This is a genomic window from Fluctibacter halophilus (genome assembly GCF_020687825.1).
GTDB lineage: Bacteria > Pseudomonadota > Gammaproteobacteria > Enterobacterales > Alteromonadaceae > Fluctibacter > Fluctibacter halophilus.
Genome location: NZ_JAJEWP010000001.1, coordinates 666,493 through 683,788 on the forward strand (window position 1 = coordinate 666,493; position 17,296 = coordinate 683,788).

Annotated in this window: 14 protein-coding genes and 5 tRNA genes; 9 read left to right on the forward strand and 10 right to left on the reverse strand. The window is 52.7% G+C overall.

The window, feature by feature from the left end:
* The first annotated feature begins 1 nt into the window (after position 1).
* The 5 genes from nusA (at position 2) to rpsO (ending at position 5,953) form a co-directional block, all read left to right on the forward strand.
* Positions 2-1,495 (forward strand): transcription termination factor NusA, encoded by a 1,494-nt coding sequence (gene nusA / locus LJ739_RS03085; protein ID WP_229157135.1) that lies wholly within the window; start codon positions 2-4, stop codon positions 1,493-1,495.
* Between the two features lie 28 nt (positions 1,496-1,523).
* Complete coding sequence (infB, locus tag LJ739_RS03090; RefSeq protein WP_229157136.1) at positions 1,524-4,133, forward strand: translation initiation factor IF-2; 2,610 nt, start codon at positions 1,524-1,526, stop codon at positions 4,131-4,133.
* 69 nt (positions 4,134-4,202) lie between these two features.
* A complete protein-coding gene (gene rbfA / locus LJ739_RS03095) occupies positions 4,203-4,619 on the forward strand; it encodes a 30S ribosome-binding factor RbfA (RefSeq protein WP_229157137.1) in 417 nt (138 codons plus the stop codon).
* A 4-nt stretch (positions 4,620-4,623) separates the two neighbouring features.
* On the forward strand, positions 4,624-5,568 hold the full coding sequence (gene truB, locus LJ739_RS03100) for a tRNA pseudouridine(55) synthase TruB (protein WP_229157138.1): 945 nt from the start codon (positions 4,624-4,626) through the stop codon (positions 5,566-5,568).
* Between the two features lie 115 nt (positions 5,569-5,683).
* On the forward strand, positions 5,684-5,953 hold the full coding sequence (gene rpsO / locus LJ739_RS03105; RefSeq protein ID WP_229157139.1) for a 30S ribosomal protein S15: 270 nt from the start codon (positions 5,684-5,686) through the stop codon (positions 5,951-5,953).
* A gap of 55 nt (positions 5,954-6,008) precedes the next feature.
* Here the strand turns inward: rpsO and LJ739_RS03110 are convergent, their stop codons facing one another.
* From LJ739_RS03110 to LJ739_RS03155, 10 genes are all read right to left on the reverse strand, one after another.
* Positions 6,009-6,353 carry a hypothetical protein gene (locus LJ739_RS03110; RefSeq protein ID WP_229157140.1) on the reverse strand — a complete coding sequence of 115 codons (345 nt, stop codon included), beginning with the start codon at positions 6,351-6,353 and terminating at the stop codon, positions 6,009-6,011.
* A 127-nt stretch (positions 6,354-6,480) separates the two neighbouring features.
* The gene (locus tag LJ739_RS03115; RefSeq protein ID WP_229157141.1) at positions 6,481-8,787 is read right to left on the reverse strand and encodes a PilZ domain-containing protein; all 2,307 of its coding nucleotides are present in this window, start codon (positions 8,785-8,787) and stop codon (positions 6,481-6,483) included.
* A gap of 208 nt (positions 8,788-8,995) precedes the next feature.
* On the reverse strand, positions 8,996-9,211 hold the full coding sequence (locus tag LJ739_RS03120; protein WP_229157142.1) for a DUF3820 family protein: 216 nt from the start codon (positions 9,209-9,211) through the stop codon (positions 8,996-8,998).
* 1 nt (position 9,212) lies between these two features.
* A complete protein-coding gene (locus tag LJ739_RS03125; RefSeq protein ID WP_229157143.1) occupies positions 9,213-11,006 on the reverse strand; it encodes an ABCB family ABC transporter ATP-binding protein/permease in 1,794 nt (597 codons plus the stop codon).
* A 23-nt stretch (positions 11,007-11,029) separates the two neighbouring features.
* Complete coding sequence (locus tag LJ739_RS03130; protein ID WP_229157144.1) at positions 11,030-11,428, reverse strand: VOC family protein; 399 nt, start codon at positions 11,426-11,428, stop codon at positions 11,030-11,032.
* A complete protein-coding gene (locus LJ739_RS03135) occupies positions 11,425-13,059 on the reverse strand; it encodes a tetratricopeptide repeat-containing response regulator (protein ID WP_229157145.1) in 1,635 nt (544 codons plus the stop codon). Before LJ739_RS03135 ends, LJ739_RS03130 begins: the two co-directional genes overlap by 4 nt.
* A gap of 111 nt (positions 13,060-13,170) precedes the next feature.
* A tRNA-Val gene (locus LJ739_RS03140) sits at positions 13,171-13,246 on the reverse strand.
* 22 nt (positions 13,247-13,268) lie between these two features.
* Positions 13,269-13,344: transfer RNA gene (locus LJ739_RS03145), tRNA-Val, on the reverse strand.
* Between the two features lie 159 nt (positions 13,345-13,503).
* A complete protein-coding gene (locus LJ739_RS03150; protein WP_229157146.1) occupies positions 13,504-13,830 on the reverse strand; it encodes an AzlD domain-containing protein in 327 nt (108 codons plus the stop codon).
* Positions 13,827-14,540 (reverse strand): AzlC family ABC transporter permease, encoded by a 714-nt coding sequence (locus LJ739_RS03155; RefSeq protein WP_229157147.1) that lies wholly within the window; start codon positions 14,538-14,540, stop codon positions 13,827-13,829. Before LJ739_RS03155 ends, LJ739_RS03150 begins: the two co-directional genes overlap by 4 nt.
* A 144-nt stretch (positions 14,541-14,684) precedes the next feature.
* Between LJ739_RS03155 and gltX the strand changes: the two genes are divergently transcribed.
* From gltX to LJ739_RS03175, 4 genes are all read left to right on the forward strand, one after another.
* Positions 14,685-16,094, forward strand: coding sequence for a glutamate--tRNA ligase (gltX, locus tag LJ739_RS03160; protein WP_229157148.1), 1,410 nt, complete (start codon positions 14,685-14,687; stop codon positions 16,092-16,094).
* 91 nt (positions 16,095-16,185) lie between these two features.
* Positions 16,186-16,261 (forward strand) — tRNA-Ala (locus tag LJ739_RS03165).
* Between the two features lie 76 nt (positions 16,262-16,337).
* A tRNA-Glu gene (locus LJ739_RS03170) sits at positions 16,338-16,413 on the forward strand.
* Positions 16,414-16,740: 327 nt separating this feature from the next.
* Positions 16,741-16,816: transfer RNA gene (locus LJ739_RS03175), tRNA-Glu, on the forward strand.
* Positions 16,817-17,296 lie beyond the last annotated feature (480 nt).

Here is a 17,296-nt window from a genome sequence, read left to right on the forward strand (position 1 = left end):
AATGAACAAAGAAATTCTGTTAGTGGCGGAAGCCGTATCCAACGAAAAACAAGTTCCGCGGGAAAAAATCTTCGAAGCACTGGAGTTTGCCATTGCCAGCGCCACCAAAAAGAAAAATGAAGGCGAGATTGAAGTCCGTGTGAGCATCGACCGTGAAACCGGTGATTTTGACACCTTCCGTCGCTGGCTGGTTATTCCTGATGATCAAGAGCAGGAAAACCCCTATGCGGAAATCACCGTTTCTGCGGCACAGATTGATGAGCCGGAGATTCAGGTTGGTGATTATGTGGAAGAGCAAATCGAGTCAATCGTGTTTGACCGCATCACAACGCAAACGGCCAAGCAGGTCATCGTACAAAAAGTACGTGAAGCTGAACGTGCACAAATGATTGCTGAGTATCAGGATCGCGTGGGTGAACTGATCACCGGTACGGTGAAGAAAGTGAACCGTGACAATGTCATCGTTGATTTGGGTAACAACGCAGAAGGCGTGATTTACCGTGATGACATGCTGCCCCGTGAAACTTTCCGCCCAGGTGACCGTGTACGTGGTTTGTTGTACACCATTCGCCCGGAAGCCCGTGGTGCACAGTTGTACATCAGCCGTACCCATCCAGACATGCTGGTGGAATTGTTCCGCCTGGAAGTGCCTGAAATTGCTGAAGAAACGCTGGAAATTAAATCCGCTGCCCGTGACCCGGGTTCGCGCGCCAAAATTGCTGTGAAAACCAACGACAAGCGTTTGGATCCGGTCGGTGCCTGTGTGGGTATGCGTGGTTCTCGGGTTCAGGCGGTTTCCGGTGAGCTGGGTGGCGAGCGTGTGGACATCGTGCTGTGGGATGAAAATCCGGCGCAGTTTGTTATCAATGCAATGGCGCCTGCCGAAGTGGCCTCTATCGTGGTCGATGAAGACGCGGGCTCGATGGACGTTGCTGTTGAAGCGGACAACCTGGCGCAGGCCATTGGCCGCAGTGGTCAGAACGTGCGTTTGGCCAGCCAGTTGACCAACTGGACGCTGAACGTGATGACCATTGAAGATCTGAACAAGAAGCATGAGGAAGAAAATGCCAAAGTGCTTGGCTTGTTCACTGAAGCACTGGACATCGATGAAGATTTTGCCAGTGTGCTGGTTGACGAAGGGTTCAGTACCCTGGAAGAAGTCGCCTACGTGCCGGTGAATGAATTGCTGGCCATTGATGGGTTGGATGAAGACATGGTCGAAGAGTTGCGTAATCGCGCTCGTGCCGCTTTGACAACCCAGGCGTTGGCCAATGAAGAATCATTGGAAGCGTCTGAACCGAAAGAAGATTTGTTAAACCTGGAAGGATTGGATCGCCATCTGGCGTTCGTGCTTGCCAGTCGTGGTATCACTGATTTGGAAGCCCTTGCTGAGCAAGGCGTCGACGACATCAGCGATATTGAAGAACTGGGTGAAGAAAAGGCCGGTGAATTGATCATGGCGGCCCGTAACATCAAATGGTTTAACGAAGAGTAAACAAGGTCAACAAGAGGAATACGAACACATGGCAGAAGTCTCCATAGAAAAACTCGCCGAAGACATTGGTACTGACCTTGATCGACTGGTTCAGCAGTTCAACGATGCCGGACTGAAAAAGAAAGCCGGTGACGTTGTTAGCGAAGACGAAAAGCGTCAATTGCTGGACCACCTGAACAAAGCACACGGTGGCCAAGGTAACGAGGCCCCCAAGCGCATGACGTTGCAACGCAAAACCACCAGTACATTGAGTGTGGGTAAGTCGAAAGCCGTCAAAGTCGAAGTGCGCAAAAAACGTACCTATGTAAAACGCAGCGATTTGGAAGAAGCCCGTTTGGCCGAAGAAGAAGCCAAGCGCAAAGCAGAAGAAGCGCAAGCCAAGCTGGAAGCCGAGCGTAAGGCCGCTGAGGAAGCCAAGAAAGCAGCCGAAGAGAAAGCCCGCAAAGCAGCAGAAGCCAAGAAGAAAGCGGAAGCTGAGAAAGCGGCTCGTGCCGAGCAAGCGAAGAAAGACGCGGCAGCCCGTCAGGCGGAAGAAGAAAAGCTGACGCCGGAAGAGAAGGCCGAACAGGAAAAGGCCCGCGCCGAAGCTGAGCGCATTCGCAAGCAGCAAGAAGAAGAAGCGCAACGTAAGCTGGAAGAGGAAGCCCAAAAAGCGGCCGAAGAAGCCAAGAAGCTGGCAGAAGAAAACGAGCGTCGCTGGAAAGAAGAAGAAGAGCGTCGTAAAAAAGCCGAGCAGGAAGAAGTGCATTTGCATTCCAACCGTTATGCCCAGGAAGCTGAAGACGAGGAAGACATGCAGGTTGAGCGTGGCACCCGTCGTCGTAAGAAGTCCAAGAAGCATGCCGGTGCCGACCTTAAGCATGGCTTTAACAAGCCTGCACAGCCGGTCGAGCGTGTTGTACGCCTGGGCGAAACCATCACCGTCGGTGAGTTGGCCAACAAAATGGCTGTAAAAGCCACTGCCGTGATCAAAGCCATGATGAAGATGGGCGAAATGGCGACCATCAATCAGGTGCTGGATCAGGATACGGCAGTCTTGGTGGTTGAAGAAATGGGTCACAAATACGAGCTGGTCAATGACAATGCTCTTGAAGACGAGTTGATGGCAGAGGCCGGTACCGGCGAGAAAGCGCCTCGCGCGCCAGTAGTGACCATCATGGGTCACGTTGACCACGGTAAAACGTCACTGCTTGACTACATTCGTCGTACCAAAGTGGCGGCCGGTGAGGCGGGTGGGATCACCCAGCACATTGGTGCCTACAGTGTCGAAACCGACAATGGCCGAATTGCATTTCTGGATACACCGGGGCACGCAGCGTTTACTGCAATGCGTGCACGTGGTGCTAACGCGACCGACATCGTGGTGCTGGTAGTTGCTGCCGATGACGGCGTGATGCCACAGACCAAAGAAGCGGTTCAGCACAGTCGTGCTGCCGGTGTTCCATTGATCATTGCGGTCAACAAAATGGACAAGGAAGCCGCCGATCCGGATCGGGTCAAAACCGAGTTGTCGCAGTTGGAAGTTATTTCCGAAGAGTGGGGCGGTGAGCACCAGTTTGTTAACGTCTCGGCCAAAACCGGTATGGGTGTCGATGAGCTGCTTGAAGCCATCAACCTGCAGGCTGAGGTGCTGGATTTGCAAGCGGTACCCACTGGCCCGGCAAAAGGCATTGTTATCGAATCACGTCTGGACAAAGGTCGTGGCCCTGTGGCCTCGGTACTGGTTCAGGAAGGTGAGCTGAAAACCGGTGATATCCTGTTGTGTGGTATCGAGTATGGCCGCGTACGTGCGATGCGTGACGAAAACGGTCAGCAGGTTGAAAAAGCCGGACCGTCAACGCCAGTGGAAATTCTTGGTTTGTCCGGCGTACCGATAGCCGGTGAAGATGCCTTGGTGGTTCAGGACGAGCGTAAAGCCCGTGAAGTGGCTAACAAGCGTCAGATCAAACAGCGTGAAGTGAAGCTGGCCAAGCAACAGAAAGCCAAGCTGGAGAACATGTTTGCTAACATGGAAGCCGGTGATGTCAGTGAACTGAACGTGGTACTGAAGGCTGATGTACAAGGCTCTGTGGAAGCGATCAGTGAATCATTGCTGAAACTGTCTACCGATGAAGTGAAAGTCAACATCGTTGGTAGCGGTGTCGGTGGTATCACTGAGACCGATGCAAGCCTGGCGGCAGCATCGAGCGCCATCGTGGTTGGTTTTAACGTCCGTGCTGATGCTACCGCCCGTCGCGTGATTGAAGCAGAAGAAATTGATTTGCGCTACTACAGCGTTATCTATGACCTGATTGATGAAGTCAAACAAGCCATGAGCGGTATGTTGGCACCTGAGTTTAAGCAGGAAATCATCGGTCTGGCCGAAGTACGGGATGTGTTTAAGTCGCCTAAGATTGGCGCTATCGCGGGCTGTATGGTGACCGAAGGTGTGGTTAAACGTAACAACCCGATCCGTGTACTGCGTGATAACGTGGTTATCTACGAAGGTGAGTTGGAGTCACTGCGTCGCTTCAAAGACGATGTCCAGGATGTCCGTAACGGGATGGAATGTGGTATCGGCGTGAAGAACTATAATGACGTGAAAGTTGGCGACCAAATCGAAGTCTTCGAAGTGGTTGAGGTGAAGCGCGAAATCTAATGCGCTTGTGACATCATCGCGTATTGTTAAACGGAGGCGCGGGCCTCCGTTTTTGTCTTGGAGCATCTAATGGCAAGAGAGTTTTCCCGTACTGAACGGGTTGGGCAACAGATCCACAAAGAAGTGGCGAGTATTCTGCAGCAGGAAATCAAACACCGTGATCCTCGTCTGGGTATGGTCACCGTGTCTGGCGTGGACGTATCCCGTGACCTGGCTCACGCCAAAGTGTATGTGACGTTCTATGTCAACGATCCGGCCGTGACCAAGCTGTCGATGGAAATCCTCAGCGATAACACCGGTTACGTGCGCTCGCTGCTGGCCCGCCGCATCCGTATGCGAGCCGTGCCCAGTATCAAGTTCGTTGAAGATACGTCAATCACTGAAGGCATGCGTATTTCCAATCTGGTAACCGACACGCTGAACAAAGATCGCGAGCGCGCTGCCAAAGCTGGGCGCAATATCGAAGACGATAGTAACGAGGAATAACTGCGTGGCTCGACGTCGTAAAGGCCGTGCAGTAGACGGCATAGTCCTGCTTGATAAACCCTTGGAGCTGTCTTCCAATGATGCAGTGCAACGGGTAAAGCGCCTGTTTTTTGCCCAAAAGGCCGGGCACACCGGGGCGTTGGATCCTCTCGCCACCGGCATGTTGCCGGTATGCCTTGGCGAAGCAACCAAGTTTTCCCAGTTTTTGCTCGATGCAGACAAGACCTATGAAGTGACCGCTCGCTTGGGTATTCGTACCACGACATCGGATGCCGATGGTGACGTTGTCAGCCGTCAGCCTGTTGAGGTCAGTGAAGCGCAGTTGCTTGACGCCTGTGAGCAATTTCGTGGTGATATTCAGCAGGTGCCTTCGATGTTTTCTGCATTAAAATACCAGGGCAAGCCACTGTACCACTATGCTCGTCAAGGCATTGAGGTGCCGCGTGAAGCCCGTGATATTACGATGTACGCCCTCGACGTGTTGCGTTTCAAGGACGATGAAGTGGACATGCGCGTGCATTGCAGCAAGGGCACCTATATTCGCACCATCGTGGATGATCTGGGGCAGGCATTGGGCTGTGGCGCCTATGTGTCTAAGCTTCACCGTAGTGCTGTCACAGACTACCCCAGCGAACGCATGGTCACCCTGGAAACCCTCGAGTACCTGGTGGATAAAGCCAATGCTGAAGATGTGTCGCCTTCCACCTACCTGGACCCGTTATTGCTGCCGATGGATACCGCAGTGAAACGTCTTCCTGCAGTCATGCTTGATGACATTGCATTGCGCTATTATCGCAATGGCAATCCAGCCCAGTGTGACAGCGAGACGTCGTTGGAGGTAGGGCAGCAGGTTCGGGTGTATGACCGACAGGAACAGCTGTTCTGGGGGGTTGGCGCCATCGAGCCCGATGGCAGGGTTACCCCTAAACGCTCGGTGGTACGTGAATAGTATGAATGCGCGTTGCCAGCCCTTGCTATTTGTGGCGGCATCGCTATAATACGCGCTCTTTTGGCCCAGCTGAATTAGTGATCGGCGGGCTTTGATGTTTATTTTGGAGAACATTATGTCACTAACTAAGCAAGAAACTGCACAAATCATCACAGATTACGCCGTTAAAGAAGGCGATACCGGTTCACCTGAAGTACAGGTTGCACTGTTGACACACAACATCAACAAGCTGCAAGGCCACTTCGCTGATCACAAGAAAGATCACCACTCTCGTCGCGGTCTGTTGCGCATGGTTAGCCAGCGTCGTAAGTTGCTGGACTACCTGAAAGGCAAGAATCTGGATCGTTACACTGACCTGATCAAACGTCTGGGTCTGCGTCGCTAAGCACGCATCCGAGATGTTAAAAAAGGCGCCCTTACGGCGCCTTTTTTTATGCCTTTTAACCGGCGTGCAACGGGTATTGCAGGGCGTCAGGAAAATCGACATTGCCGTGGCTTAAGTCGTCCAATACCCGTGCTCGCTCTGCTTCAGTAAGAATGCCGGTGAACGGTGTCCTGCGTCTTAGCTGTCGCATCCGTGGAGACGGATCGAGCAGACCTTGCATAAATACCTCCGCCTGAGAAATGTGTTCCAGTAACGTGCTCCAGGTCAGGTAAGGGCCGTGACGCAATTGTCCGGCGGCATAGCGCTGTTCTATCTTTGTCTGAACGTCTGCGGCCAATTCCGGTGAACGCAGCAGTTTTTGGCCAATGGCCTGATGCAGGGCCCAGATTTGTCGATCCATGTGCAAGTGGTTGATTGAGCTGCGACGGGGGCGTGGATTGTGACGCATAACGAAGAGTTGGGCGTTCCTAACGGGGGGTATTTATGTTGTGCATTACGCGGCGTTGGGTAGCTCGGATCATTGTCTGCTATCCCTGTGCCGCAGCGCTGGCGCCAGTTTTTTGTTCGAATTGTCCCACTTTTAGCAGGTGTTGGTGCAAGCGGGAGACCGGCAACACAGACAGCATATGTACACATTGGGTTTCCTGTTTGCGGATCCGTGAAATCGCCAATCGATCGACCTGCGCCAGTTTTTGACAGCGTCGCTGGTACCAGGTATCGGTCAGTTGCTGATAGCGGTGCAGGGTCATCGAGTGGGCGACCAGGTAACCCTGTTTTCGCGCCATTGCCGCATACATTTTGCGACGGCTGTCAGCTTTATTGAACAGCTCATCGGAGACGTTGGTGTATTTACCGGCACCACGGTTGATGTAAAACAGTGCCCGTTCAACGATCTCTTTGCCGCTGACCAGGTTGTTCAGCTTGGTGGATGTCATCTGCTCAGGTTCAGCGTCGGCAATCCAGCCATGGGTTGGCAGCTTGTTGTCCTGGATCATGAACGGTGCCAGGCTCTTGCGGTGGCCGTCGGTATGGGCAACGATGAGCTGATCTTTGATGCGTTTGTCTTTGCTCAGCAATATGTGTACGCCGGGCAATGAGTGACAGGCGAACTGCCACAGATAATCAAAAGTCATACGCTGCATTTGCTGCACATTGTGCTGATCAAAGAACGGCCGGTTCATCGCCATGATGGTTTCAATCCGTTCGGCAACCTCATCATTGACCAGGCTGCAACGGGCCAGCCCCTCAGCCGGGTTGTAATACACAACCTCGTAGCTCACCCCCTCCAGGCCCATTTCCTCAATCGAGATCGACAGGCGGTTTTTCAATTTTGCCGGTGGCGAGGTAAATACCAGACTCAGTCCGCGCGGCGATACATCACAGATTCGGGCGTCAGTGCTGGAAAACAGACCGGTTTTGACTTTTGCTTCGACATCAAAGGTGAAGCGGGCTTCCTGGCGCCGTTCTTCTTCCATTGGCGCGCATTGCATCACCGGCACCCGTTTGGCGTTGACGTGATAGTGCAGTGGTAACGGTTTCAATGCGGTCTGACTATCGACCATAAACTGCGCCAGCTCAGCGCTGACATCCTGGCTGTACAACACGAATTTGCAGCGTTGTAGGTAAGTCGGTAACGGCTCGACAACATCCGGCATCGAGCGCATTAACTCGTCTTGTCGGCTAACCAGCGATAAACGCAATACCCGCAAGGAGCCATTTGCCAGGCCGGTGCCGACAAAGCTGGCCAACATTTTGTCTTTGATCAATTCGCCCAGGTGCGCGCAGTATTCCTGCTGTTCACCATTAAGATCCTGTTGCAGGTAAAACTGGTAGGTTTCACGGTCATTGGCGAACTCTTTACTCAATCGGCTGAGCAGGCCAGGATGGAATGTGGGCAGGTTTGGATCCAGGTAATCATCCACGTGACCGGTAGGGGTCAACAGTGCCTGAGGGATCAGGGTGTCTTTTTGCAGACTACAAAGTGTGACCCGTTGCGTGGTATTGGTGATCACCGTGTCTTTGAGCAACTGCAGGCGTGTCCGGGTTTCTTCCTGATCGGCCACCAGTGGTAACTTGTGCAGGTTTTCAGTCACAAACTCTTCCACCGCTTCAAGGCCTTCCTGCTCCGGATCGGCAACAAAAACCGCCGCAAAGCCACCTTTGCCGGGCAGTGCTTCGATACTGGTACATTGATACTGAAACGTCAGTTCGCCGGTCGGCTTATGGCTAAGGGGGGGAAAGGTAAAGGTGAGGACTTCACCGATGGACAATTGGGGTTTCTTGGCGAATTGCAGCGCAACTTCCCGTTTACTCAGGTAGTGGACCGGCAACGTCGGAAACGCCTCCAGCTTTTCGCACTTTAACGAAAAGTTGGGCAGCACTTTGGCCCGTTCGGGAGAAATGTCATTGCTGCCGACCACACAATCCACCGCAAAGGCTTCAATCTTTTTCTTCAGCTCCTCTTTGCCAAGCTCATCCTTATAGCGCGACTCTGAGCTGATCGCTTCGAAAACACCCTGGGTATACTGGCTGTTGTAGCGTTTTAGTTCGGCGTTGAGAATACGCTCACCGACCGAATCCAGATGCACTTCGACATCATCATTAACCCGGATGGGGCGTACCCGTCCACGGGCGAATTTGCGCGAATTGGTCGATTCCATGCAGGGGGCGAGCAGGCGGCTGACCTCGTAGCGAATGGCTTCCAGATCCTTTTTATTGATCCGGGCGCGCAGTTTGTTCAGGCCTTCACTCAGTCGCCCACGGGAGGCGAACGGCATCAGTGCTTTGATGACGCTTTCATACTGCACTGCTACATCTGTAGCCGTCTCGGTCATAACAGCTTAACCGCCTGTACACGTTGGAGAAATTGTCCTTATCTGAAATTATACCCAACCTTATGCATTTGCAAGGGAAAGGGGCTGAGTGGTGGGTACCCGGTTATGAATTCACATATCTGAATGGGTAAGTCTGCAGAGGCGATGGCGTTATTGTAGGTTGTTGATCGATATAGGTTTGTCTGCGTCGGGCCCACTGCCAGGCGGATCAGCGATGCTCCAGCAGGGGGCGCAGCATGCCTTCCAGTCCGTTGCACTTTATTTCATACATGAGCGCCAGTTGTTCTCCCAGAAGGCCGCCCGGAAACCCCTGTTGGTGGAACCACACCAGATAGGGTTCCGGCAATTCCAATAGCCGACGACCGGCGTACTTGCCGAATGGCATTGTGGCATTAACGGCCTGTTTGAGTTGCTGAGGGTCCATGTCAGTTTTCCTGTTTCGCCTGGTGCTGTTTGTGCCATAGGTGTGCGTAGGCGCCGTTATTGGCCAGCAGTTGAGTGTGAGTTCCTTGTTCCACCAGTTTACCTTGTTGCATCACCAGAATGCGATCGGCATCTACGATGGTGGACAGGCGGTGGGCAATGTTCAGGCTGGTATGTCCGCTGGCAATCTCTCGAATGGCAGACAGGATATGATGCTCGGCGTGGCTGTCCAGTGATGATGTTGCTTCATCGAACACCAGGATAGGCGCTCCTTTGAGGATTGCCCGCGCAATCGCAACCCGCTGTTTTTCGCCGCCGGACAGTTTGAGTCCCCGCTCACCCACTTTGGTATTTGCGCCCTCGGGGAGGGACGCGATAAATGGCGCCAAATGCGCCAGTTGAATGGCCCGTTCAACCTCTGCATCACTGGCGTCTGCCCGCCCATAGCGAATATTTTCAAAGATCGTGTCATTAAACAGCACGGTATCCTGGGGAACCATGGCAATCGCCTGTCGTAAGGATTGTTGGGTCACGTCGCGAATGTCCTGTTGATCGATCAGAATGCGGCCCGCGCTGACGTCGTAAAAACGAAACAGCAACTTGACCAGGGTGGATTTGCCCGAGCCACTTTCACCCACCACGGCGACCCGTTCTCCCGGCTGGATCTGAAAGGTGACATCCTGCAAAACAGGACGCTCGGGATGGTAGGCGAAGGACACGTTTTCAAACCGGATTGAACCCGCCTTGGGCGATAACGCTGTAGCGTCAGGCTGATCGGCAACCTTGGGGGTTAACGCCAGAATGTTGAACAGATTTTCGATGTTGGCCAGTGCGCCGCGGATCTCACGATACACAAAGCCGAGAAAATTCAGCGGCATAAACAATTGCATGGTAAATGCATTGATCAACACGAAATCACCGATGGTCATTTCACCGCGGGCAACGCCCATGGCGGCCAATCCCATCATTACGGTCATGGAGATAGCAATGATCAGGGCCTGCCCGCCGTTTAATACGAACAATGATAAGCGGTTTTTGCGTCGTGCTTGTTCCCACTCCGCCAGGTTGTCATCGTAGCGCTGTGCTTCAAAATCTTCGTTATTAAAATACTTGACGGTTTCATAGTTGAGCAGGCTATCGATGGCACGGCTGTTGGTGGTGGAGTCTGCCAGATTCACCTGTCTGACATATCGTGTACGCCAGTCGGTGGCTTTCATGGAGTACACCACGTAGCTGATCACTGACAACAGGATCACCACCGCGAAGGTGTAGCCGTAATGGTAAAAAAGCAGGCTGACGACCAGGGTAATTTCGAACAGGGTAGGGCCAATGTTAAACACCATGAAGCGCATCAGAAAGCCGACCCCGCTGGTACCCCGTTCCATGTCGCGGGACAGACCGCCGGTCTGGCGATTGAGGTGGTAATCAAGCTCCAATGCATGCAGGTGTTTAAACACCTGCAGTCCCAGGCGCCGCATCGCCCGTTCGGTCACCCGGCCGAACAAGGTGTCACGAATTTCACCGAACAGTACGTTGGCAAAGCGTAATACGCCATAGGCGACTACCAATGCCAGCGGTGCGACCAACAGGGCCTGTTGTGTGGTGTCGACATTCAGGGTATCGACGGTGTGCTTGAGTACAAAGGGTAAGCCGACGCTAGCCAGTTTGGCTGCGATGAGACACAGTAAGGCCAGTGCGACTCGCTGGCGGAATTCCAGCAAGTAAGGCAACAGGGCGCGCAACACACGCCAGTTAACAGGGGTATCCTGTGCGACGGGAAAACGGTTGGAACGCATAGCTGTCTCGTAATGAATGACCGTTAGTGGTCGGTTGGCGGGCCTATCAGATCCCAGCGGTTGCCCAGATAATCGGAGAAGATAGCAACAGTGCCATAGGCCTGACTGACCGGTGGCTGTTCAAACTGAACCCCCCGTGATTGCCACTGCTGGTAGGTTTGCTCACAATCCTCACAGTACAGGATGCCAAATACCGCATCACCGGCCTGGCGCCCGAGGCTGGCTTGCTGGGCCGGGCTGACAGCACGGTGCAATACCAGGGCTGTGGTCGCATAGTGGCTAGGCAGTATTTTAACCCAGCGGGAACCATCGGGATTGACCTCGTCCTCGATGCAGACAAAATCCAGCGTTTTACAGTAGTAATCCAACGCGGCCTGGTAATCATCTACCAGTAATTGAATCGCTGACAACGTGGTACTCATGGCAGCGACGCCTGTTGTTGCTCGATGTAGTTACGCACTTTGTGATAACGCTCCACCTGTTCTTCCGTCAAGGGGCTGTTTTCCAGCGTGTGAATGCAATTGTGAATGGTCTGGCGTGCGTTGTCTGGCATTTCCTGCTCCTTCGCCATGGTAGCGATGGATTGCAGTAAATTGAGCGCGATGGCCGGGTTTTTAGGCATTACGGTGTAGGCCTGACGGAATGTTTTGAGGGCTTTGTCCAGATCGCCATGCTCATAGTAACCAACCGCAGCATTGTTGAGTTCCCGCGGTGTCTGCTTGATGGCAGAGCGCTCGACTTTTTCTTTTTGCACATAATGGAGAAACAGGCTGCCTTCCTGTTCGTCCTGCTTACAGCGCTGTTCAATGTGTTCGATGATGTCGTTTGACTGTTCATAGAAGCCCAGTTCATGGAAGGCTTTGGCCTTGTCCAGCAGTGCTTCCATGCTCTCGGTTTCCCAGTTGTGATTGTCCAGTTGCTCCAGCAGTGCCTTGGCGTTTTCTTTTTCATCCTGCAGATACAACAGGCGGGCATTGATGACTTTCATCTGATCGTGCAGTTCGGCCTTGGGAAACGCGGCTTTGAATTGCTTCACGTACTCGTTGGCCTGTTTGATCAGCTTGTCGGTTTCTGAGTCATCAGCGGTCATCGCAAAATCGATGCCTGCACGGGCAACGTTGAGGTAATTCTCTGGCAAATCATGGATCGAGTTTTTGGCAAACTTAACGATTTTTTTTGCCGCCTCAAACTGGGTTTCATAGTCATGGGTGATGCGCGACAAATCCATCGCGGTCTTGTGGCGACGAATGTTGCGTGGCGAAATCTCCGTTGCCATTACCACACACTCCAGGGCTGCATCAAAGTCGTGCTGTTTGATCTGCAATGCAGACAGCAAATCGTAGGCGGCTAGCTGCGAGTCAGGCTTGAAAGCCAGACGCAGTACCAGCTTTTCCGCTGCGTCATCATCGTCCAGATGCAGGTACGCGGTAACCAATCCCAACTGGGCCCAGGTAAAAGGCTGCACATTCAGAATGGCCAGATAGAATTCCTTGGCTTGCTGGTATTGTTTGCAGGCCAGCATAAGCTCGCCTTTGGTTTTCAGCGCCAATGGAAAAAACTCACTGTTTTTGGGCTCGGCGAGAAAATTTTCAACTTCGGTCAGCGCTTTGGCATGTTGCTGTTTTTCCATGTACCGGTACACCGCGCGCAGGGCTTTCTTGCGCGACAAAACTCGGGTCAGGCGCTTGTCCAAATCGTTGACGGTAAAGGGTTTGGCCAGAAAGTCATCGGGCTGCAGCTCGACAATACTGTGAACCAAATCCGAGGTGGTGTCGGCACTGACAAAAATGAATGCGGTGCTGGGGGGAAGTTCGTTGTTGTGCTTGAGTTGCTCATACAAAAAATAGCCATCCTGATCTTTTTTCAGGTTGTAGGAGCACACAATTAAATCGAAATGTTCGTGACGGATTTTGTTCAGCGCCAACTGTGCCTTATCGACATAGGTGATCTTGCTGAAGCCGAGTTCTTCCAGGGAATACTTCATGTATCCCTTGGCAAGTACCTGGTCGTCAACGATCAGAACATTGGTATCTTTGGCAAGTTGCGGATTCATAACACGATTTCATTTTTCGACTTACCTAAGCTTATCGTACTTAGATGAGATTTGATAAGTGAAAATCGCAACTTAATGGGCGAGACGAAGCAATTTGGAATCAAGAGAAGATGGTGGACGCTACTGGGCTTGAACCAGTGACCCTCGCCTTGTAAGGGCGATGCTCTCCCAACTGAGCTAAGCGTCCATCTTTGAGACAAAACAGGAAGTGGTGGACGCTACTGGGCTTGAACCAGTGACCCTCGCCTTGTAAGGGCGATGCTCTCCCAACTGAGCTAAGCGTCCGTCCTGTTTTTGTTACTTGCCGCGCTGGGCAAGTGGGGCGGTATTATAGGGGGGCTTTGTAGACTGTCAACACTAAACTCGCAAAAAAAACGTCAAGCGTTGAAAAAGTGTCCACCCTGTTCAATTTCTGTCAATAATGGTGCAAATATAGACCACTTTTCAGCGTGTCAGTGCAACGACCGCTGCAAAAACGGCAATCCCGGACACAATCGTTACCATCGATCGCTTTTGCACATACGCGGCAATGGCCGCAGCCAACGCGCCCCAGATAAACGGGTTGTCCGCGCTAAAGGCCCGCTCGCCGTGGCGAATCACACACGTCTGCACGATGATGACCGTCAGGGCCGCAATGGGGACATAACTCAGGGCCATATTGAGTAGGCGAGGCAGTCGAATACGGTGCGCATAACCTAACGGCAAAAAGCGCGGTAAATAGGTGATCGCCGCCATGCCGATGATCATCAGCCAGGATTCGGAGGTTGTCATGTGGCTGTCCTCGGTGGTCGACCCTGTTCGGTGATAACCCCAACGGCAACAGCTCCGATAACGGTGACAACGATGCCCAGTTGATGGGGCAGGTCGTAAAACAGTATCGCGCCAATTGCTGCTGTCAGGGCACACAGCCAATGGCTGGGCAGGGTGAGCTGGGGAATAACAATACCGACAAAGGCCACCACCATGGCGATTTCAAGCCCCCAGTCGGCCAGCCCATCGAACCATTGGCCGGCATAGATGCCGACGACGGTGGAGAGAACCCAGGCCAGGTACATGAAGCCGCCACCACCCAGGTAAAAATGAAAGATGGGTTGGCGGGGATGTTGTTGATAGCGTTGATAGGTGACCGCAAAGCTCTCGTCGGTCAGCCAGAACCCCATCAGGCAGCGCTGCAACAAGGTCTGTTCGCGTACCAGCGGTACCATGCTGAGGGCGTACAATAAATGCCGTAGATTCACGATGCCGACGGTTAACACGATAACCGGCCAACTGGCGTCATTTGCCAGTAAGGTCAGCGCGATAAATTGGGAGGCGCCCGCAAACACCATTGCAGACAGTGACAATGCTACCCACTCAGGCATCCCCTGGGCGCTGGCCAATGCGCCAAATACGACACCAAACGGAATCGCGGCGATGACCAGGGGCATAATGGCAGAGACACCGGCCAGTTGTTCTGATGAGTGCACAGAGGTGTACGGCATGCGGATTCCGTTATCGGGGCGAGTGTAGGGTGCTGACAGGGGGCCAGATTCGCACAAATTTCACGGTGAGTGAAGCAACACTTTTTCTTTGGTCGATGGGACTGGTAAAATGCAGCCACTTTTTTCCACAAGGATTGATAAAACATGACAACAGTGACGCGTTTTGCGCCAAGTCCAACCGGGTATCTGCATGTGGGCGGTGCGCGAACTGCACTTTACTCCTGGCTGTATGCCAAGAGCCAGGGCGGCAAATTTGTCCTGCGTATCGAAGACACCGATATTGAACGTTCAACCCAGGAAGCCATTGATGCGATTCTGGAGGGCATGGAATGGTTGGGACTGACCTGGGATGATGGTCCGTACTACCAGACCCAACGGTTTGATCGTTACAAGCAATTGATCCAACAGTTGCTGGAACAGGGTAAAGCGTACAAATGTTTTATGCCGATGAGCGAGTTGGATGCCATTCGCGAAGCGCAGATGGCAAAAGGTGAAAAGCCCCGTTATCCGGGTACCTGGCGTGATCGCACCGATCACCCTGATGACCAACCCTATGTGATCCGGTTTAAGAATCCTCTCGACGGTACGGTGGTTATCAATGACCACATTCGTGGCAAGATTGAAATCGCCAATACTGAGCTGGACGACCTGATCATACAACGCAGTGACGGTACCCCGACGTACAACTTCTGTGTGGTCGTGGATGATTGGGATATGGGTGTCACGCACGTGGTGCGTGGTGAAGACCATATCAATAATACGCCGCGCCAGATCAACATCCTTGAGGCGCTGGGTGCTCCTATCCCTGAGTATGCTCACGTTTCCATGATCCTGGGTGATGACGGTAAGAAGTTGTCTAAGCGCCATGGAGCGGTCAGTGTGATGCAGTACCGTGATGATGGTTACCTGCCACAAGCGTTGCTGAACTATCTGGTGCGTCTAGGCTGGAGCCATGGCGATCAGGAAATCTTTTCCCTCGATGAGATGATTGAGCACTTCGATCTGGATCACATCAGTTCGTCGGCATCGGCATTTAATACCGATAAACTGGTGTGGCTAAACCAACACTATATGAAGTCGTTGCCCGCCGAAGAGGTCGCTCAGCATGCCAAATGGCATTTCGACCAACAGGGAATCGATACCAGCGGTGGACCGGCATTGGAATCGGTGATTGCGATCCAGGCTGATCGGGTTAAAACCCTCAAAGAAATGGCGCAAATCAGTCGCTATTTCTATCAGGAGTACGACGAGTTTGATGCCAATGCGGCGAAAAAACACTTGCGTCCGGTAGCCAAAGAGCCTCTGCAACTGGTTCAGCAAAAGCTGGCAGCACTGTCTGATTGGACGCCGGCCAACATTCAGGCCGCCATCAACGCCACGGCTGAAGAACTTGACGTCGGTATGGGTAAAGTGGGTATGCCATTGCGTGTCGCTGTGACAGGCGCTGGTAACTCACCGTCCCTTGATGTGACCCTGAATTTGCTAAATTCTGAGCAAGTTGCACAACGAATCGACAAAGCGCTCAAATATATAGCAGACAGAGAAAAATCTTAAAAAAAAGCGTTGACATAAAAAAGTCACGTGCCTAGAATGCGCCCCGCTGTCAGGGAACAGCGCGACGGAAACGCCGCGATAGTTTTGACACGGGGCTATAGCTCAGCTGGGAGAGCGCTTGCATGGCATGCAAGAGGTCGGCGGTTCGATCCCGCCTAGCTCCACCACGTTTTACTTTGTTCGGTTAAGCCTAGTTAACCGGTACACAACGAAGTCATCGTGGGTCGGACAGAAGAAGGTTTTGTCCCCTTCGTCTAGAGGCCTAGGACACCGCCCTTTCACGGCGGTAACAGGGGTTCGAATCCCCTAGGGGACGCCATTTTTGCACAAGTTTAGACAGGATGTTTAAACGCCGCTAACCCGGCAGTGCTTACAAGGAACGCAATACACTATGCCTAGATAGTGCATTGCAGTCGAGACAATCTTTGTCTCATCAGAAGGAAGAGGTTGCTCAGCAAGCGCCATTCTCACCATTAGGTAAGAATAAAGTCGCTCGATTCGACGCCGTTCTCACCATAAGGTAAGAATAAGGTCGCTCGATTCGACGCCGTTCTCACCATTGGGTAAGAATAAGGTCGCTCGATTCGCTGGCTCATCTCGCCTTACTGAAAATCTGCGAAGCAGTGCTTCGCAAGGAAGATTTTCAGTCCCCTTCGTCTAGAGGCCTAGGACACCGCCCTTTCACGGCGGTAACAGGGGTTCGAATCCCCTAGGGGACGCCAAATAAAAAAGCCCTGCTCGCAAGAGCGGGGCTTTTTTATTTGTGGTCTTCCCTGCGAAATGAGAACCCCTCGGTTCGACAAAAATGCCAGGAGCATTTTTGGACGCACTTCAGTGCGGCCGCGCAGCGGCAAAGTACAGGAAGTACTTTGCAATCCCTGTTGGGATGTCATCGCAAAGTCTATTCAGTTAGCCCTGCTCGCAAGAGCGGGGCTTTTTTATTTGTGGTCTTCCCTGCGAAATGAGAACCCCTCGGTTCGACAAAAATGCCGGGAGCATTTTTGGACGCACTTCAGTGCGGCCGCGTAGCGGCAAAGTACAGGAAGTACTTTGCAATCCCTGTTGGGATGTCATCGCAAGGTCTATTCAGTTAGCCCTGCTCGCAAGAGCGGGGCTTTTTTATTTGTGGTCTTCCCTGCGAAATGAGAACCCCTCGGTTCGACAAAAATGCCGGGAGCATTTTTGGACGCACTTCAGTGCGG